This window comes from Geitlerinema calcuttense NRMC-F 0142 (assembly GCF_030285425.1).
In genome coordinates this window covers 1-19,105 of the sequence record NZ_JASVEJ010000010.1, presented here as the reverse complement: position 1 = coordinate 19,105, position 19,105 = coordinate 1, and the positions used below count along the sequence as shown (strand labels likewise).

11 protein-coding genes, 1 tRNA gene and 2 pseudogenes are annotated in these 19,105 nt (G+C 50.3%); 8 read left to right on the top strand and 6 right to left on the bottom strand.

Annotated elements, in window-relative coordinates:
* Positions 1-66: 66 nt before the first annotated feature.
* Together QQ055_RS02635 and QQ055_RS02630 are read right to left on the bottom strand one after the other, a co-directional pair.
* Positions 67-3,600 carry a PAS domain-containing protein gene (locus tag QQ055_RS02635; protein WP_284475275.1) on the bottom strand — a complete coding sequence of 1,178 codons (3,534 nt, stop codon included), beginning with the start codon at positions 3,598-3,600 and terminating at the stop codon, positions 67-69.
* A 333-nt stretch (positions 3,601-3,933) separates the two neighbouring features.
* Positions 3,934-4,697: pseudogene (locus QQ055_RS02630) on the bottom strand (YebC/PmpR family DNA-binding transcriptional regulator).
* A 144-nt stretch (positions 4,698-4,841) separates the two neighbouring features.
* Here QQ055_RS02630 and QQ055_RS02625 point away from each other — a divergent pair.
* Entirely contained in the window at positions 4,842-6,011 is a 1,170-nt protein-coding gene (locus QQ055_RS02625) for a BON domain-containing protein (protein ID WP_284475274.1), read from the top strand.
* 6 nt (positions 6,012-6,017) lie between these two features.
* Here QQ055_RS02625 and QQ055_RS02620 read toward each other — a convergent pair whose 3' ends face one another.
* Complete coding sequence (locus tag QQ055_RS02620; RefSeq protein WP_284475273.1) at positions 6,018-8,420, bottom strand: ATP-binding protein; 2,403 nt, start codon at positions 8,418-8,420, stop codon at positions 6,018-6,020.
* A 286-nt stretch (positions 8,421-8,706) separates the two neighbouring features.
* Between QQ055_RS02620 and QQ055_RS02615 the strand changes: the two genes are divergently transcribed.
* Positions 8,707-10,170, top strand: coding sequence for a TM0106 family RecB-like putative nuclease (locus tag QQ055_RS02615; RefSeq protein WP_284475272.1), 1,464 nt, complete (start codon positions 8,707-8,709; stop codon positions 10,168-10,170).
* A 359-nt stretch (positions 10,171-10,529) separates the two neighbouring features.
* Positions 10,530-11,831 (top strand): glycoside hydrolase family 5 protein, encoded by a 1,302-nt coding sequence (locus QQ055_RS02610; protein ID WP_286004205.1) that lies wholly within the window; start codon positions 10,530-10,532, stop codon positions 11,829-11,831.
* Here the strand turns inward: QQ055_RS02610 and QQ055_RS02605 are convergent.
* Positions 11,797-12,339: a GNAT family N-acetyltransferase gene (locus tag QQ055_RS02605; protein ID WP_286004204.1), complete on the bottom strand. Its 543-nt coding sequence runs from the start codon at positions 12,337-12,339 to the stop codon at positions 11,797-11,799. The two genes, QQ055_RS02610 and QQ055_RS02605, sit on opposite strands and share 35 nt — an antisense overlap.
* A gap of 241 nt (positions 12,340-12,580) precedes the next feature.
* On the opposite strand from QQ055_RS02605, the gene QQ055_RS02600 reads away from it, so the two are divergent.
* Positions 12,581-12,654 (top strand) — tRNA-Asp (locus QQ055_RS02600).
* A 35-nt stretch (positions 12,655-12,689) separates the two neighbouring features.
* Here QQ055_RS02600 and surE read toward each other — a convergent pair.
* The gene (gene surE / locus QQ055_RS02595; protein WP_286004203.1) at positions 12,690-13,379 is read right to left on the bottom strand and encodes a 5'/3'-nucleotidase SurE; all 690 of its coding nucleotides are present in this window, start codon (positions 13,377-13,379) and stop codon (positions 12,690-12,692) included.
* Positions 13,380-13,508: 129 nt separating this feature from the next.
* Between surE and psb32 the strand changes: the two genes are divergently transcribed.
* A complete protein-coding gene (gene psb32 / locus QQ055_RS02590; protein ID WP_283360952.1) occupies positions 13,509-14,207 on the top strand; it encodes a photosystem II repair protein Psb32 in 699 nt (232 codons plus the stop codon).
* Here the strand turns inward: psb32 and QQ055_RS02585 are convergent, their stop codons facing one another.
* A complete protein-coding gene (locus QQ055_RS02585; protein ID WP_283360953.1) occupies positions 14,208-14,591 on the bottom strand; it encodes a DUF4346 domain-containing protein in 384 nt (127 codons plus the stop codon).
* A gap of 123 nt (positions 14,592-14,714) precedes the next feature.
* On the opposite strand from QQ055_RS02585, the gene QQ055_RS02580 reads away from it, so the two are divergent.
* From QQ055_RS02580 to QQ055_RS02575, 3 genes and pseudogenes are all read left to right on the top strand, one after another.
* The gene (locus QQ055_RS02580; protein ID WP_286004202.1) at positions 14,715-16,010 is read left to right on the top strand and encodes an ATP-binding protein; all 1,296 of its coding nucleotides are present in this window, start codon (positions 14,715-14,717) and stop codon (positions 16,008-16,010) included.
* A 329-nt stretch (positions 16,011-16,339) separates the two neighbouring features.
* Positions 16,340-16,993: pseudogene (locus tag QQ055_RS10870) on the top strand (DUF4347 domain-containing protein); the annotation flags it as partial.
* A partial coding sequence (locus QQ055_RS02575) for a Calx-beta domain-containing protein (protein WP_432805991.1) occupies positions 16,985-19,105 on the top strand: 2,121 nt, incomplete at its 3' end. The pseudogene QQ055_RS10870 and the gene QQ055_RS02575, both read left to right, overlap by 9 nt.

Sequence of the window (19,105 nt, the reverse complement as noted above, 5' to 3'; positions counted from 1 at the left end):
CGCGCTGAAGCACTAAATTTAACTGAATTGAGCTGAATTGACCTGAACTAACCTCAATTTTCGCTCCTATTCCTCCTCTTCACCTGAGTTATTTAACACCTTAGCGATCGCTTTCACCAGTGCATCCGGCTCTACAGGTTTAGCTAAATGCATCTGAAACCCTGCCGCTAGAGCCTGTTGTCGATCCCACTCACCAGCATAGGCCGTCAGCGCGATCGCGGGGACTTCTCCCCCTTGGGCAACATTCAAGCGTCGAATCTGGCGCAGCAACGTATATCCATCCACATCCGGCATCCCAATATCTGCAATCAAAATATCGGGTTGAACGTTAGGCAGCACCGTTAAAACATCCGTTGCCGATCCCGTGACAATCGCTTCTGCGCCTTCCTGTTCTAGGATAAAAAACATCAACTCTCGCATATCTGCATCATCATCCACCGCGAGAACGCGCACGCCCGCCAATAGAGATCTCGAATCAGCATTTTCAGAGGATGCTAAATTTGCAGGTTCTTGGGAAGCTGAATCCACCCAAATCGGCAATCTCACCATAAACGTTGCTCCGCGATCTTTACCCAAACTTTCCGCCCAAATCTGACCGCCATGTAGCTCTACAATATGTTGAGCAATGGCTAACCCTAACCCCAAACCGCCAAAACTGCGCGTTGTACTGCTATCAGCTTGGCGAAAATACTCAAAGACATGGGGCAAAAAATCGGGATGAATCCCAATCCCCGTATCGCTGACGCGAATTTGAGCATAATTTGCCCCTTGGCTTAACTCCACCTCCACTGCCCCACCCGATGGCGTAAACTTAATCGCATTCGAGAGTAAGTTCCAAACCACCTGTTGCAGGCGACCTGAATCGCCCATCAGGGGGGGTAATTCCGGATTTAACTGTGTTTGCAGATGAATTCCTTTGGTTTCTGCTGAGAGGCGAACCGTTTCCAGCGCCGCCTGAATCAGGGCTACCAGGTTGACGGGTTTAACGCTCAAGTTGAGCTTGCCTTGCAGAATCCGCGAGATATCGAGTAAATCTTCAATCAGTTGAGTTTGCAGCTTGACATTGCGTTCGATCGTTTCCAAGGCTCGATCGGCCTTTTCGGGCTGAAACGGTTGCGATCGCAATAATTTCGTCCACCCTAAAATCGGGTTGAGGGGGGTGCGTAACTCGTGGGAAAGCACGGCCAGAAATTCATCTTTGATCCGATTGGCTTGTTCGGCTAAAACCCGCTGCTGTTGGGCGAGGCTGTAGAGTCGGGCATTATCCACCGCTAGGGCGGCTCGGCTGGCTAACTCTTCAGCAAAACGCAGATCCATTGCATCGTAACGGCGTCTGGACTCAGCAGAGACAAAAGAAATGACCCCCAAAATCCGATCCTGTGCCTTCATCGCCACCGTCATCACCGCATGAAAGCCAACCTGTCGCAGCATTTCCAGGTGTTCGGGAGAGCGAGCCGCCTCTACGAGGATTTCATCGGGAATCTCTGCGATCAGTTCGGATTTCCCAGTTCGCAGAGTATAAGCCGCGCCTCGCGGTTCGTCGAGATTCAAGGGATATTTTTGTTGAATGGTTCTCGCCCACTCGATTTTTGCCGGATCGACGTGAGCAACTGCCAATTGAGAAATCGAGCCATTTTCCTCAACCACATGGACGACGCACCAGTCGGCTAAGTTGGGGACGGCGAGGCGAGCCACTTGTTCTAAGGTGGTTTGATAGTCGAGGGAAGAGGCGAGAACGGCACTCGCTTGGGAGAGAAAATGCTGTCCTCGTTCGAGGCGGACGCGAGCGGTAACATCCACCACATAAACCACCACGCCTTCCACTTCTCCTTCCCGCGTGATATTGGGCAGATAGTAAACGTTATAGTAACCGGGACAGCGGTCTTGACGACCGGGAACGCTCACCGGATGTTGAGGCGAAATAAACGGTTCGCCCGTCGCGTAAATCTGCTCAAATAGTTGCACCAGATTGGGATCGGATTCGCCAAATAACTCAGCAATGGTGCGGTCTAAATGCTGTTCGCGGCTCAAGCCATTCATTTCGGCCAGGGCTTCGTTCAGGGTGACAAAGCGCTGCTGGCGGTCGAGAAACGCCATTCCGACTGGGGAGGTTTCAAATACGGTGGTGAGCTGACGCCGGATCAGATCGGCTTCTGCCCGGAGCGCCTGTTCGCGGTGTAATAGTTGTTTGCGATCGCTCACATCCACTGCGGCACAGGTAATCCCGCTAATCTGTCCATTGGCCTCATAGAGCGGCTCAACGGTGAGATCGAAATACCAGTCGCGTCCTCCCATCGTCACTTTGACTTCCTCGCGACAACCCACCCCAGTTGCGATCGCTTTGCGCTTGATGTTCTCTAGCACTTGAGCATCTTCTAGAGGGATTAAATCAATATCGCGTTTGCCCAAAATCTCCTCGACGCGATAGTCAAAGCTAGGATTGTACATCCAGGTATAGCGCAACTGACAATCTTGACTAAATACATTCATCGGCGAGTTTTTCACCGCCACCTGCAAGCGTTCTTCGGCTTGGCGTCGAGCCAGTTCAGCTTGCTTGCGCTCGGTTTGGTCAATCGCGTAAAATACGCCCCGGCTCGGAGAGTCCTCTAAGCACGCCCCCCCAACCAGCAGCGGGATGCGACGCCCAGATTTATGCAGAATTTCTTTTTCATAAGGGGTGCAATACCCCAAGCGCAAACTTTCTTGCAGGGCTTGTTTGTCTCTAGCGAGGTATTCGGGGGGCGTAATCTCTTGCCAGGATAAGTTTTGAATTTCTTCTTGGGTGTAGCCCACTAACTCCAAAAAGGCATGATTAGCCTGTAAAATTGGGCCGTCTAGACTGCAAAACCCCATCCCTAACATATTGCACTCAAAGATCTGGCGAAAGTGAGCTTCGCGTTGGCGCAACTCTTGTTCTAGCTGTTGGCGATCGCGCAGCGCCTTTTGCTGTTCGGTGATGTCGGCTAAAATTAACCCGACGCCTAGGACTTGTCCCTGCTCGTCGCGCACGGGGTAGTAATTCGCCAGCCAATAACCGGGTTCGGTCGATCCCGGAGGTATCCCTGAAAGTTCTAAATTCAGAATGGGTTCGCCTGTGGACAGCACCTGCTCGATAATGGGGCCAAAGCGTTCCGCCATTTCTGGGAAAAGTTCAGGAAACTTTTGCCCCAGATGCGCTTCCCTGGGCAAACCATTCAGCGCCGCCAGCATGGGATTGATCCGAACAAAGCGCAATTGCGGATCTATAAAGCACATCCCCACGGGAGCCGCCGTCAATAAGGTATCGAGCAGTGCTAGAAGTTCAGCTTGGGTTTTTAAGCTTTCTTGCTCCATTTGAGATTGCAGGCTTTGGCTGAGTTGCAGTTCTTCCAAAGCTTGTTGCTGTTGACAAATTTGTTGTTGAGCGTTCTGGAGTTGCTGGCTGAGTTCTGTCTGGGGTTGTTGCTCAAAGTAAGAGCGAACTAAATGTTCGAGCGTCTCGGAGGCTGAAAGTCCTTGACGGCGAGCTTCAGCTTCAATCTGATTGAGGGTCGCTTGGCTAAGGGCAAATTGAACGGTTTGGGGTTGCTGGGGTTCTAGTTTGGCTGGGGTGCCCTTCATAGGTGATGTTGCTCGCTGGGTTGGGGCCGTTGCAGGTTCCGTCGATCCGCGTATTCAAGAAAAAACAGTTCGCTTTCAACCGTTAGGCTGAGTACGGTTCCTCCCAGGACAGATTTGGCCCGGTCTGAACTCACCCCTGAAAGGGTATATTCTATTAAATCGAACTTCGTTTTTTTTCATAATCTCCCGCAGGGTAGATGCTGTGAAGCCCTGAAGAGAGAGCGATCGCGCTTTTCAACTTCAAATTCGATTTCCAGACGCGAAAGAACCCGCACCGACCGCTAGGCGATCCGGTGCGGGTATCCGAATGCAAAAGCAACAGCTTCTACAGCCCTAAGCGATACTCAGAGACATCACTTCATCAGCCATTTCAAAATTCGGCGTCACATTTTGGACATCATCCAAATCTTCCAAAGCATCAATTAACTTAAGAAGCGATCGCGCTTGGTCAAAATCCGTCACTTCTACCGTATTATTGGGAATCCAGCGCAACTCAGACTCCAACACCTCAAACCCACTATCCTGTAAAGTTTGGCTGAGGTTTGCAGATTCGTCACCTCCGCAAACACCTCCGCGACTGGGCCATCCTCTTCTTCCGAAATCTCGTAAGACTCGGCCCCCCCTTCTAAAGAAGCTTCCAGCAAGGCTTCCTCATCCAGGGAACCGCCAACGCGCACCACTCCCTTTTGATCGAACATCCAACTGACACACCCCGTCTCGCCCAAATTTCCGCCTTGTTTGCTGAAGGCGGCGCGCAAATCAGCGGCGGTGCGGTTGCGGTTATCGGTTAGCGCTTCAACCAGGATCGCCACACCCCCCGGCCCATAACCTTCGTAACGAATCGCTTCATATTGGTTTCCCTCTCCCCCCCAGGTGCCTGCCCCTTTAGCGATCGCCCTGTCAATATTGTCATTGGGGATACCTGCGGCTTTGGCTTTCTCAATGGCCGTTCGCAACTGAAAATTCCCCGCCGGATCGCCCCCACTGCGGGCGGCGACTATAATTTCGCGGGAAATCTTGGTAAAGGTTTTGCCTTTTTTCGCATCTACTCGTTCTTTTTGACGTTTAATATTCGCCCACTTACTGTGTCCTGCCATAGATTCAACGGAAGGGATTAACAAACTGAGTTCATCGCTATTGTATCGGTTGCAACGATGACAGCTTAAGAAAAATTGGACAAATGGCGATCGCCCCTAACCCAGTAGCGACAATAGAGAGACACCAACTTGAGAGAGTGACGCATGAGTGAATCGATCGTCAGCTTAATGGAACGCCTCCCCAGCGATAACATTACCGTGAAGGTGCTGCGGGCGCTAGATTTTGTGGTTCCGGGTCAGTGGAATAATCTTGTTGGGTTTGATGCCACGATCCGATCGGTGACAGGAGAAACCGATCCGGGGCGCATTCAGCAAATCCGCGATCGCGCGACGCTATTGTATCAAGACCCCAAAGAACCCTATCAATTTGCGGTGCGCCTCTACCAAACTATCGATAAAGCCGATATTGCTTTGGGAACCGCAGCAATGGCGAATAAGGTGGGCGAAAAAATTGGTTTTCTCTCCGTTCTCAACCAACTCACCCCAAAAGCCGATGTCTTGCAATCCGTCGATCTGGGTTTAAAAATAGCCGTTGAACTGCTGGCTTTCTCCAGACTCAATGGCATTTCCCCCAACCCCAGCCAATTTGCCAATGCCCTATCGCAAAATTACCAAGATGCGGCTTTAATGCGGATGGCGGCTTTAGTCTGCATTGATGCCGTCTTGCCCCTCGGCCCCAATTTCTTAAGTAAGATTCACAGCGTCATTGATAATGACAATGGCTCCGTTCTCGAACAGAACCCGGCTTTTGCAGCCGTCAGCAGCTTTATCCCTGGAGAAAATAACGCCAGCAAACTGGGTTTTGTGCGCGAGAGTCTGAATGCCGTTCAAGGTTGGATGAACGGTTTTGTCGCGCGTACGGGGGTGACACCCCAGTCGATTATCAGCCACTTAGGCAATACGATTCAGTTTGCGGATGACAAATTAGATTTTGTAGCCGCCTTTTTAGATCAAACCACCAACTACTTCGAGCATACGGGCATTCAAACGGTGGCTAAAAGTTTAGTGGTGCGCGCCAATAGTTTAGTCGATCGCCAACAAACGCCCATTATCTCCCAATCGGTACAGTCTCCCAACATTCCTCCAGAGAGAATTGGCACCGATGGGCAATATCATGAAAGTGGATTGGCGCAACGGGTCGAACGCAGCCTAAGAACGGCCGGGTTGAATTCGGTGTGGGTGGCTCAAACCGGGGGAACCGTTGTTCTCAAAGGCCAAGTGAAAGGGCGTTCTGAGTTGGATCGAGCGATCGCGATCGCTAAATCCGAAAAAGGCTGTACTCAAGTCAATAGCGAACAACTCAGCATCAGCTAACCCTCCCTAGCAATTTCCGATCAAAGTCGGTTTTGCTAAACAGCGTTCTAGCACGGCTTGCAGGGCTTCTAACCGGACGGGTTTGCTCAAATAGTCATCCATTCCGGCCGCGAGACAGCGTTGCAAGTCGCGTTCTAAGGCGCTGGCATACATGGCAACAATCCGAGGGCGCGAGGGGGCCGGATGGGGTTTTAAGCGCGGATGGGGGGACAGTCCGCCGCATTCAGCCGAGGCGGCGTTCAGCGGCCAAGAGTTGACAATGCACTCTGTTGCTTGAAACCCGTCCATCTCCGGCATTTGGATATCCATTAGCACCAAATCGTAAGGCTGGCGACATAAGGCTTCTAAGACTTCCAAGCCATTCCCCACCACATCGGCGCGGTAGCCCAAACCTTGGAGAAGTTGCAAGACCATCCGTTGGTTGACCACGCTATCTTCAGCTAGGAGGATCTTTAAAGGGCGATCGCTGGCGTCAAACGGAGAGGTGGGCAGACTGGGGCGACTCCTAGCACCCGCAGGTTCGGTCGCAACGCACAGATCGGTAAGCGTTTCATAAAGCTGTTTGGGTTTCAGGGGTTTGGTTAAATACGCCGCCCACTCTGAATCGCGATTTGTACAGCGTTCCCGGCGAGCATCGAGGCTTTGTCCTAAATAGGTCAGCACCGCGATCGCGAAGGGACAATCGCTCGGCACAATGGCTTGAGACTCTAGAATTTCAGCATCCACGATCGCCACATCGCAGGTATTTCCTTGTTCTAACCACACCAGCGCCGCGCTATAGCTTTCTAGGGCTTGCACGCTCATTCCCCATTGCTGGGCGTACTGGCGGATAATTTGTTGGTTGGTGAGGTTGGCGGCGATCGCTAAAAGTTGTCTGCCTTGCAGTTGAGGAACGCGATCGCTCAAATAAGCCGGTTGGGGACTCTCCGCAGACTCAGCCACAATCGTAAAATGGAAGGTTGAGCCTTGACCTTCTACACTTTCTACCCACATCTTCCCGCCCATTAATTCGCTCAGACGCCGACTGATCGCTAACCCTAACCCGGTTCCGCCATAGTGGCGCGTAGTAGACGCATCAACCTGAGAAAACGATTGAAACAATCGGTCTTTGCGGTCTTCGGGAATGCCAATTCCGGTATCTTTTACAGCAAAATGGACTTCATACCAGCCTGCGCCCTCCTCTTGAGGTTGACCGTTTTTCGCTAGATGCAACGGACGAGCATTCACCGAAACGACAACTTCACCTTGGGCAGTAAATTTAACGGCATTTCCCGCTAAGTTCACCAAAATCTGTCTGAGGCGGGTGATATCTCCAATCAGTGTCGGAGGCGTTCCTGGGGGAATCAGATAGGCGAGGTTAAGGTCCTTGTCTGCGGCTTGAGCCACCAGTAAATCGAGCGAGTCTTCCACGCAATCGTACAGGTTAAACGGTTGGGTTTCCAGTTCCAGTTTGCCGGCTTCAATTTTAGAGAAGTCGAGAATATCGTTAACGATGGTGAGTAGCGAGTTGCTACAGGTGCGGATGGTTTCGACGTATTCGAGTTGCTCCTCGTCGAGTTCGGTATCCAAGAGTAACCCCGTCATCCCAATCACGCCATTCATGGGGGTGCGAATTTCATGGCTCATGTTGGCGAGAAATTCGGATTTGAGGCGGGTTGCAGACTGCGCTTCTTGTAAGGCTAAGTCGAGGGCGGTGTTTTTGCGCTTCAGTTCTTTGGCGATGCTGGCGTTGTGGCTTTCGGCTTGTTTAAGGGCGGCGATATGGCGGCGCAGTTGCCAAAGGGTTGGGGCAAAGATTAATAATCCTTCCAGGAATAAGAGGGCGAGAATTGCATAGAGGAGATTGCGCTGAATTTGTTGAACTTCGCCCAGGTGTTGGCTGGCGGCTTGGTGGTACTGGCTGGCGATCGCTTCCATGCGGGCGTTAAAGTCGGCTTCATGAGCCAGCAAGGTTTGCACGCGGCTACCCAGATTGGCGTTGGAGGGGGTTTCTAAAATCTCTTGGGTGGCTTGAAGCAGGGTTTGATAGCTAGGGGCGATCGCTTCCCATTGGCGGCGAATTTCCGGGGTGAGGGGAGGCGGAAGATGCTGTTGCGGATCTCCGGTTTGTAAGGTTTGGTGCGTGTCTCTCCACAGGGTAAAGGTGGTTTCCAGTTCGGCGCGGTAGGCTTGACGAAGTTCGGGGGTGCTGGCGTGCTGGAGGGCGATCGCGCTTTTGGTGAGTTTCTCTCCCAAGGTTAACTGGCGACTGACCAGACTCAGGGTTTGGGTGCTGTACAGTTGTTGGTTGAGCGATCGCTCGATCCAGGCATGTCCTAATAACGATAAAATAGCGATCGCGCCGAGTGCTGCAATGTATAAGGCAGCAAGGCGACGCTTGGGAAAATGAAGCGGAGATTCTGAAGACATAGTTGTTACCGATACGGTCGGTTGGTCGATAGCAAAGGTTGACTGGAAGTCCCAATGCACGACAGGTGCAGTAGAACGTCAAGTTCTACCGATTCAAAGTTGTTGTGAAGATGCACCCACTGAATTGAGCTAAACTCAGGATTTATGCGGAGCCTGCCGTCTTTCATGGTGTAAAGACTTGGCGTTCCCAGTCTTTATGTTCAACCCTATTAACAGGATGCCCTGGAAAGCGTCAACTGCAAATCAGTAATGACCGCAACGAATTTCCTGTTAGCCTTAAAGAATCATGCTGTTGACTGCCGAACTTCTGTTTTACTTCCAACGGTGCAACCGCCGAGCCTTCCTTGAGGTTTATGGCGATCGCACTCAGCAAGATCCTCAAAGCGATTATTTGGGGAAACTGTTACAAGATAGCGCTGCTCACCAACATCAGGTTTTAGCAGACTATGATTACCAATCGCCCATTTACTCCTCCTCAGATTGGCAGGCGGGAGCAGAAGCCACGCGAGAAATGATGCGTCAAGGCGTGAGTTGCATTCATCGCGGGGTTCTCCTGGTTCCCACGCAAGCCTCGTCTGGCATTTCTTTGTTGGGCGTACCCGATTTATTAATTAAATGTCCCGGAGAGTCGGAGTTTGGCGACTGGCTTTACGTTCCCACGATTGTCCGTTTGGGAAAGCGTCCTAAGTTTGATTATCAGATTATTGCTGCATTTCATGCGTTTCTCCTGCTCTCGGTTCAAGGCACGATGCCGCAGGTGGCCGGGCTAGAATTGCGGGATAATCGTTTCTACTCGGTGAATTTGCATAAGGTGTTGCCTCAGCTTGAAGCGCGTCTGCACGATTGTTTGGAAATGCTAGACGCTCGCTTAGAGCCAGAGGTGTTTATTAGCCGCCAGCGCTGCAATCTTTGCAACTGGTTGAGTAGCTGCAAGCAGGTGGCGCAGTCGCAAAATCATTTGTCTTTAATTGCAGGGGTAACGCCGACTCGCTACCAAAGTTTGCAAGCGTTGGGGGTGACGACGGTGGAGTTGTTAGCCCAAAGCCATCCTCAGCACCTAGAAGGGGAAATTGAGCCAGAGGTGGCGGCTCAGTTGGTGGTGCAAGCTCAGGCGGTTATCCAAAATCAGGCGATCGCCAAATCTCAACCCCTCCCCAATGATTTACCCGTGTCTGCGGTGGAACTCTATTTTGATATTGAGGCAGAACCGGAACTGAATCTAGACTATCTCCTGGGCGTGTTGGTGGTCGATCGGCGATCGCAAACTCAGGTGTTTCACCCCTTCCTCGCCCCTCATCCCGATGCAGAAGCCCAAATTTGGCAGCAGTTTCTAGAGTTGGTGGAATCCTATCCCGATGCGCCGATTTTCCATTTCTGCGATTATGAGGTAAAAGCGACTCGCCAGCTCGCCAAACGCTACTCTACGCCCAGACAGCGCTGGGAACCTGTACTGAAGCGGTTTGTGGATATTCACGAACGGGTGACGCGCTTGGCAATTCTCCCGGTTGAAGGCTACGCGCTGAAGGCGATCGCCCGGTGGATGGGGTTTGAGTGGCAAGATAGTCGGGCCAATGGCGCTCAGTGTATTTACTGGTACGATCGCTGGCTGAAAACGGGCAATCCTCAATATCTAGAGGCGATCGTTCGCTACAACCAGGATGACTGCTTGGCTACCCATCGGGTGAAAGAGTGGCTGGTACAGTATTTTTTGCCCACCCACTTTTCTAGGGGCGATCGCCTTACTCCATAAAAATACTGAACTGAGAGCTAACTAGGGTAGCGTCAAAATATTTAATTTCGGTAAAGCTAACGTTAGATTTCAGTAAAGCTTCTGGGTATTTTCCGCAGCTTTTAAGTTCTTGTGTAACGATTGAGAGACGTTGAACTGCAAAAATACTGAAACGAAAATTAACCTAGCGATCGCCATAACGCTGAGGGCAAGCTGAACTGCGAGTCAAGATTAACCTAACGGTTTTTTAGACTCCACACGCTTTTGCTATATCAATGCAGTGAAACTACGGAATTAGCCGCCAGGGGTTGCTGTTGGTACTCATCGCAACGACGCACCCGAAGTATCAACAAATTCAAATTTTTCACTTGAGACTGGGTATGAAACAAATATTCACAAGCCTGTTAAGTTTAACACTGTCTTGCTGTACGGTGGCTTCAGTCATTCATTTGCCCTCGGCTGTTGCCAATGACACCCCCCCTCCCCAATTCACCGCCACAGACATTAATCATCTTCTCGATCTCGATACCCGTTTGATGCAGTTAACCAATGGGATTAATCTCAGTCACTGGTTTGCCCAAAGTTCCAATTACAGCGATGCGCGACTCAATAGCTTTATTACCCAAACCGATCTCGCCACCATCAAAAGCTTAGGCTTCAATCATGTCCGCTTGCCCGTCGATCCGGTCTTATTTTTAAATCAAGGCAATCCTAGCGATCTCAACGCCCATTACTTACAGCATCTCGACCGAGCTTTAAACTTGATTTTAGATAATGACCTTGCCGTTATCGTTGACTTACACCCGAACAGTTCGTTTAAAGAGCGTCTCGCCAAGGACGATGGCTTTGTGGCCCAAATTTCGCAATTTTGGGGAAGTTTTGCTCAACACCTCAGCCATTTCGATCCAGAACGCCTATTTTTGGAAGTGCTTAACGAACCTTCCTTTAACTGGTATCTTCCCGAAAACCCGGTAGAACGTTGGGATTGGGTACAAAATCAGTTAATTGACAGCATTCGCGCCTATGCGCCTCAGCATACTATTCTGGCAACGGGTCATGACTGGAATAATATTGAGGGGTTGCTGCAACTGACGCCAATTGCCGATCCGAATGTCATTTATAGCTTGCATTTCTACGAACCGATCGTTTTTACCCATCAAGGCACAGATTGGGTTCACGAACACTTGAGTTATATCAGAAACTTACCCTATGGCGTGGATGATGATGATTGCGAGCAGGTTTTAAGCCAGATTAGCCTGCAAAAGGCGGTAGATTTAGCCTATGGCTATTGCCAAGAGGAGTGGGATCGCGACAAAATTAAAGCGCGGATTGCTACCTTGGCTGCTTGGACTCAAGAACATCAGGTGCGTGTAGTGGCGACTGAGTTTGGTGCTAGTCGTTTTTGGGTGAATCCAGAGGATCGCTTTGCCTGGACGCAAGATGTACGTTCTGTTTTGGAAGAATACAATATGGGTTGGACGCTGTGGGACTATACGGGCAATTTTGCCCTCGCCCCTAAAACAGACGGTACCCGCCTTGTCGATCCTCAACTGGTGAGTGCGTTGGATTTGGAACCTGAACAAGAAGTATTTCAGCCTCCCCAGTCGGTTCCAGAACCTAGCGCGATCGCCGGATTGGCTTTAATGGTTATCCTCGCGAAACGCAAGCTGAATCGCGTTTAACTAGCGATAAGCCTAAAATCGCTAAATCTCGCTGAATTCCATCTAAATCCGCAACCTTGGGCAAATACCCCCAGCGTTGAAAGCCGAATTTCTCAAACAGGCGCAAACTGGGCTGATTGTGGGCAAATACGAACGCTAACAGCGTTTCTAAGTCTAACGAGGGACTTGCTTGAATGGCATGGTGCAACAGTTGATGTCCCACGCCACAGCCTCGATGTTCCGGTGCAATGTAAATACTAAGTTCAGCGGTGGCTTTGTAAGCCGGACGACCATAAAAATCTTGGAAACTCAGCCACCCGATAATTTGCTCTCGGACTTGAGCAACCCACAGGGGACGGGTTTGGGGATGGTGAATGTTATACCAGGCTTGGCGACTGTCTACAGAAATCGGTTCGAGGTCTGCTGTTGCCAAACGCCCTGGAACGGCGGCGTTATAAATCTCGACGATTCTGGGTAAATCGCTTTCGGTGGCATCGCGGATCGTTAGGGGCAGTTGGAGATGAATCATCGGGCTTAGACCGGGTGGGAAGGTCTATAGGCATAGCACCTTCAGTTTAACGCTGCGCCATTGGCACAAGAAAATTCGTTTTTCGGTCATTATTGAGGTTTACTAAACGGGGCAATGTATATTACAATACGGTTTGTCAGCGAGATGAACGCCCATTCACTCACCCCATCTCCAAAAAAGTTTTGGCAAAGGGGTTGACAAAGCCTGAAAAAGGCAGCACAATGGGAGATGCGTCAAAAATGGGACTGTAGTTCAATTGGTTAGAGCACCGCCCTGTCACGGCGGAAGTTGCGGGTTCGAGCCCCGTCAGTCCCGTAGAAAAGAGAACATCACGCAAGCGTTAGTCCAACTTAAGCAGGATTAAAGCTTTTAATTGGGGTAATGGCCACGTTACCTGAAAAGCAAACCTCGACATCCGATCCGGGGGTCAAAGCGCGATCGCTATATTTCCCCACATAATAGTAATCATTGCCCTCAACGCGGTAATTCACCGGCAACGGCTGCTTGCAGGGCTGACAAAAAACCAGTTCCGGAGAATCGGCATCGGGTGCTAAATGGGGCAAATTCACATTCCAGAAGGTTCCTGGCTCCCACGGCTGACTTAGTAATTCTGCTAAAATTCCGGCGGTGAGTTGGGCGGCAAACTCCCAATCAATCGGCAAACCTTTTTTGATGTAGTGAGAAATAGCGATTCCCGGTACGCCTAACAGTGCGGCTTCGCGCACGGCGGCGACGGTTCCTGAGATATAGACATCAACGCCTAAATTCCCTCCCGCATTAATCCCGGATAGCACGCATTGAGCATCGGGGAACAACTGAGTTAAGGCCAGGCGCGTGCAGTCGGCGGGCGTTCCCTGAATGCCGTAGGCGCTGGGAGAGCGTTTTTCTACGGCAATGGGTCGAGTGGTGGTGACTTGATGTCCGCAGCCAGAATAATGACCCAAAGGCGCTACAATTGCCGCTTTTTGGGAAACTGCTTGTTGTAAAGCCTGAATTCCGGGGGCATCAATGCCATCGTCGTTAGTTAAAATTAGCGTCATTTTGCTCAATCTAGGTTAAAACGAACTCCCTCAATAGAATAGTCCGGAAGAACCCGCGCGAATCGCTCCCTTCCATCCCCCAAAAGCGATAATCTGTCAGTAGGATTTTTATCATCTCAAATAAAGCTTATGCAACGATTACACCGATACTTGTCCTATTACATTCTGCCGCTGCTATTGGGAGCATGGCTCTGGGGAGGGTTTGCACTCCCGGCAAGCGCTACTGGAGTTTATCAAATTCCGCAAGTTAATCCGGGCGAACCCACTTGGGTGATTGATGATGGCGATAAAATTAGCCGCCTCAATGAAGGTAAAATTAGCGAGCAAGTCGAACAATTGGCCCAAGAAACGGGTCAAGAGGTGCGGTTTGTGACGATTCGTCGCCTCGACTATGGGGAAACCATTGAAACCTTTGCCGATCAATTGTTTCAAAAGTGGTTTCCCACGCCTGAAGCCCAAGCCAATCAAACTCTGTTAGTTTTGGACGTGGTTACGAATAACTCGGCCATTCGCACGGGGGAAAAGGTAAAGACAGTCTTGTCTGAAGAGATTGCTCAAAGCGTTGCTTCAGAAACCCTGCAAGTTCCCCTGCGCGAGGGAGATAAGTACAATCAAGCCCTATTAGATGCTAGCGATCGCCTCAGCTTAGTGCTATCTGGTCAGCCCGATCCCGGCCCGCCAGTGGTGGCAGATCGGGTGAAGGTTGAAGGCACGTTCGCCACCCCAGAAGAAACGAAAGAAAGCAATGCGATCGTTTGGGTGGTGGCTTTGTTGGTTGCGGCAACGGTTATCCCAATGGCGACTTACTATCTTTTTTATGCCAAATAGTTAATCTTGCACGTACTCTTGAGCATGAATCAGAGCCATCTCGGCTCTGACCAATTCTCGCCCTAAATAAGCCGCATGATCGAGTAAGGTGACAGGCGAGGGTTGAGTTTGCTCGAAAATCTTGACGCACAATTCTTTGGCTGTTTGCCCGGTAAATAGGGTTTCGGCGGTGCGGTTAACTTTTCCGCGTGCGGGAATGACTTCTCCGGTTTCGGGATCGACGGCTAAACCGCGATCGTTAATGACGTTGGTATAGTGCTTGGCACAAATCAGTTTTGCCTCTCGATCTAAGTAAATAATGAAATAGCCGCCTGGATCGAGTTCGATCTCTCGTTTGGATAATTGTTGGTCAATTTCAGTGATGGTTTGGGCAGTTGGGTTCATTAGCTGAAAATTAAGATGAAAAGATGCTTTTCCTAGTCTAAGAAAAAGCGCGATCGCTCGTGGTGTTAGTGAAAGCGAATTTTGAGCGATCGAAGTGTCCTCGGACGCTCTAAAATGGCAATTATGCCTAAACTTGACAGTACCGCGATCGCGAATATTCAAACCCTGCAACGCCAAGCTGCCTCTTTGTTACTCTACCAAGATGTTTGGCGCAACCCTGCAAGTCAAGCGTTTCTTCATCTCCTCAATACCTTGACTCAGGTTGAGATTAATATCAATCATTGCTTGCAAGCCTATGGGAATTGGTTTAGCGCGATCGCTCAAACCGGACAAACTTGGCCCGATTTTTTGATTCAACAGATTCTACAATCGGAGAATCCGTTTACCCAGCAAGCCCAACATCAAGACTTAGCAACCCTACCTCTAGCGCTTGTTAAGGCGGCTCAGTCTGACTTACAGGTGCTACAAGATATCTACAACTGCGATTGTCAATTACTGGCTCAATGGGTGCAGCAAGTGGCTGAATTGCCTAAAATGCCGACTGTCTGGGTTGTAGAGGCTCAAGCGCCCCATTTTTTGCAACAGAGCAATAATTGGGCTAAGGCTCTTCCCGATTTAGCTCAGTATTATCGCCAACATGGGGTGGGATTGTTTGCTCGGTTCCGCGCCTTTCGTTACTCTACAGGACAACTGATCGGGATTGCAGTTCCCGATCCAATTCAGTTAGAAGAATTGGCTGGATATGATGCCCAACGAGAGGCTTTACTCAAAAATACAGAATTTTTATTGGCAGGCTACCCGGCGTTGCATGTTCTGCTTTACGGGAGTCGAGGCAGCGGAAAATCGTCTTTAGTGAAGGGATTGTTGCATCGATACCCGGATCTTCGCTTAATTGAAGTGGGCAAGTCGGAGTTAACCCACCTGCCAGAAATTGTAGAGCGCCTGCGAAGTCTGCCTCAGAAGTTTATTATCTTTGTAGACGATTTATCGTTTGAAGAGGATGATGATGCGTTTAAGTCGCTCAAGGTGGTGTTAGAAGGGAACTTGACGGCACGCCCCCAAAATATGGTAGTCTATGCCACTTCTAACCGTCGCCACTTGATTCGCGAGTTTTTTAGCGATCGCCCTCGTCCCAGCAATGCTGAAGAAGTGAATGCTTGGGATACAGTACAAGAAAAACTCTCGTTTAGCGATCGCTTTGGCTTAACGCTGACCTTTGAAAGCGCCAATCAAGACACCTATCTAGAAATTGTCCGCCATTTGGCTCAGTTAGCCGCCCTCGATCTATCTTGGGAGGATATTCGCGATCGCGCCTTGCAATGGGCAACCCGTCACAATGGTCGCTCTGGACGAACGGCCCGCCAATTTGTAGACTTTCTTCAAGCGGAAATTGCTTTATCTTCCCTAGAACGAGGGTAAGCGCGATCGCGTGCGAGGAGCGCAACAATTCTCAAATTTGAAGCAATGGCCGACAAACAGGATAAGTTATAAAAATTAAAGCAAATAAGCACTGTTGCGTCGTTTCTTATCCCTGTTGAGTGGTTGCTTGCTAAGGTCAGGGGCAATCATCACCACAACCAATCTCACTATTACCTGACCCAATCAACGTGCTGTGAGGAGCAAAGACAGTGACCTTGAGCGAGTCAGTCGATCTCAATTCCCCCTCGCCTCTAAATCAGAATCCTCAATTTCAGGTAGGTGGACTAGATCTCCCATCAACTTCTTCCTATCATCCTAATCTAGGGGGAATGGAGGAAATCCCAAGTCCCGTTTTTGATTTAAAGAGTCTAGGCGATCCAGAAAATTTTCTTTTACCCACCCTTTCCCATTCTCCGTTTTCGCTACCCCCAGTCGTAGATGCCCCAAACTGGCAAGCTGAGGAATCGATGCCGGGGGTTGATTTTAGCACTCAACCCGGACAGGCGATCGTTTTCATTGACGCCGCCGTTAGCGATGTCGCCCATTTGGTTTCCGGCGTCGCACCGGGGGCCGAAGTGGTGGTTCTGGATGCTCAACAGGATGGGGTTGCCCAAATGAGTCAGGTGTTAGCCGGACGAACAAACGTTAGTAGCGTTCATATCGTTTCCTTTGGGCAACCGGGAAGCCTGCAATTGGGCAATACGCTGCTAGATGGAGCAAGTTTAAACGCCTACCAAAGCGCGATCGCCTCTTGGAAAAATGCCTTAATGACAGGGGCTGATATTCTCCTGTATGGGTGCGATGTTGCAGCCGGAACAGTCGGATTAAACTTTATTCAACAACTCAGTCAACTCACGGGTGCAGATGTCGCCGCCTCCATTAACCGCACTGGCAATGCTAACTTAGGAGGCGATTGGATACTGGAAGTTCAAACCGGCTCAATTGAATCGCCCCTAGCCTTTGAACCCAAACTCATGCACGCCTATCAGTCCGTGTTTGATACGTTTCGGATCAATAGCGTCACTGTAACTGAAGGAGATTTAGGCGATGTCACCAATGCCGTATTTACAGTTTCCCTAGACCGCACCAGTACAGATGTCGTCTCGGTAGTGTTTCAAACCAACGATGTCACCGCCGTTTCTCCAGAAGATTATCGAGCTATTACCCGCACCTTAGTCTTCGGTTCAACCGAAACTTCACGAACCGTCACTGTTCCAGTCTTCGGTAACAATATTGTCGATGCTGACCCAGAACGCACCTTTGACGTACAACTCCTGAGTCCCTCAGAAGGCGCTACGATTGGCGTTGCTCAAGGCAGCGGCACAATTATTGACGACGATGAATTACAAATTTTTATCCAGAACGCCTCCATCACTGAAGGCGACACGGGAACCACTGATGCTTTAGTCACCGTTCGCCTCTCCCAACCGATTAATCAAGCCGTCACCGTCACCTATTCAACCTCCGATGGAACTGCAACCGCTGGAGAAGATTACGAGGCCGTCAGCGGGACGCTTACCTTCGCACCCAACCAAGATACCCAAACCATCCGCGTCCCCGTGATTGGCGATACAGTGGTGGAAATGAACGAAACATTCTTCGTTCAGCTATCCAACCCATCTGGCAATGCAGTTTTAGGGAACGAACAAGCCACCGTCACGATTCTTGAGGACGATCAACTCTTTCTCTCGGTTAGCAATCTCACAGTGACAGAAGGAGACACAGGAACTCGCAATGCCGTTTTTACCGTAAGTTTAACGCCTGGAGATTTACCCGTAACCGTTAATTACACAACCGTTGCCGGGACAGCTACAGCCGGGACTGATTTCACGCCAGTTACGGGTAGCCTCACGTTTGCTCCCGGCGAGACTGAAAAACAAGTCACGGTACAAGTAATTGGCGATACTGTACCCGAAGTGAATGAAACTTTCTTTCTCCAACTCAGCAATGCTTCAGGAGCAGCCTTAGCCAATGAAGGTCGAGGAACTGCAACGATTATTGACGACGATCTCTTAATTTCGGGGATTAAGTGGGACGATCTCAATAACAACCAACGCCGCGATCCTGGAGAACCCGGATTAGCAGGCGTCACCATCTTCCTAGACCTCAATGATGATGGCATTTTAGATGAAGGCGAACGAGTGGCTGTCACTGATGCATCAGGACGTTATACGTTTGATAATCTGGTGGCTGGCGATTATGTGGTTCGAGAGATTGTCCCTGAAGGCTATATCCAAACGTTCCCGGCTGAAAATCCCGGTCTCGATCAAGATGAACCTTATCGGATTACCCTAGAACCGGGCGAGGTAGAGCAAAATGCCAACTTTGGTAACTTTTTAATTCCAGTCCCAGGGATTGATATTCAAGGAGTAACGCAACTAGAAGGCACTAATGGCACAACAGATTTTAACTTTGTGGTGCGGCTTTCAACGCCAACGATTGTTCCTGTCACGGTGACTTATACAACGGCTGATGATACGGCGAGGGCGGGACAAGACTACCAAGCCACCTCTGGAACGCTCACGTTTGCCCCCGGAGAAACGGAAAAAACGGTTACAGTACCTGTGATTGCTGATAATGTCATTGAACCCACAGAAAGGTTCTTTGTCCGCTTAACAGGGGCGGCGCGCGGCACAATTACGACGAATCAAGCGGTTGGTACTATTCTGGATGATGATTTGCCGGCGGTGAGAATTGGGGATGTGGCCGTTCCCGAAGGAAATGCTGGCACGACGAATGCTATATTTACCGTCCAACTCGATCGCCCAGGTATCGTCCCAGTCACGCTGAACTATACCACAGAAGATGGAACGGCACGGGCAGGGGAAGATTATCAAGCGGTGAGCGGTTCTTTGAGCTTCGCGCCAGGAGAAACTCAGAAAACAATTGCTGTTCCAGTTATTGGCGATACGCGCATCGAACCTGACGAAACTTTCTTTGTGGTTCTCAGCAATGTGACAGAGGCAGTAGTCAGGGATTCGCGAGCGATTGGCACGATTATTAATGATGACTTTAGTACCCCTGTCTCGCCACCGCCTTCACCCTCTCCAGTTCCGGCCCCGGCTCCTCCTGTCGATCCCACTCCGCCGACAGCA

Coding starts and splice junctions, on each gene's coding strand:
- QQ055_RS02635 (WP_284475275.1), bottom strand. CDS start 3,600: ATGAAGGGCACCCCAGCCAAACTAGAACCCCAGCAACCCCAAACCGTT.
- QQ055_RS02625 (WP_284475274.1), top strand. CDS start 4,842: ATGAGTGAATCGATCGTCAGCTTAATGGAACGCCTCCCCAGCGATAAC.
- QQ055_RS02620 (WP_284475273.1), bottom strand. CDS start 8,420: ATGTCTTCAGAATCTCCGCTTCATTTTCCCAAGCGTCGCCTTGCTGCC.
- QQ055_RS02615 (WP_284475272.1), top strand. CDS start 8,707: ATGCTGTTGACTGCCGAACTTCTGTTTTACTTCCAACGGTGCAACCGC.
- QQ055_RS02610 (WP_286004205.1), top strand. CDS start 10,530: ATGAAACAAATATTCACAAGCCTGTTAAGTTTAACACTGTCTTGCTGT.
- QQ055_RS02605 (WP_286004204.1), bottom strand. CDS start 12,339: ATGATTCATCTCCAACTGCCCCTAACGATCCGCGATGCCACCGAAAGC.
- surE (WP_286004203.1), bottom strand. CDS start 13,379: ATGACGCTAATTTTAACTAACGACGATGGCATTGATGCCCCCGGAATT.
- psb32 (WP_283360952.1), top strand. CDS start 13,509: ATGCAACGATTACACCGATACTTGTCCTATTACATTCTGCCGCTGCTA.
- QQ055_RS02585 (WP_283360953.1), bottom strand. CDS start 14,591: ATGAACCCAACTGCCCAAACCATCACTGAAATTGACCAACAATTATCC.
- QQ055_RS02580 (WP_286004202.1), top strand. CDS start 14,715: ATGCCTAAACTTGACAGTACCGCGATCGCGAATATTCAAACCCTGCAA.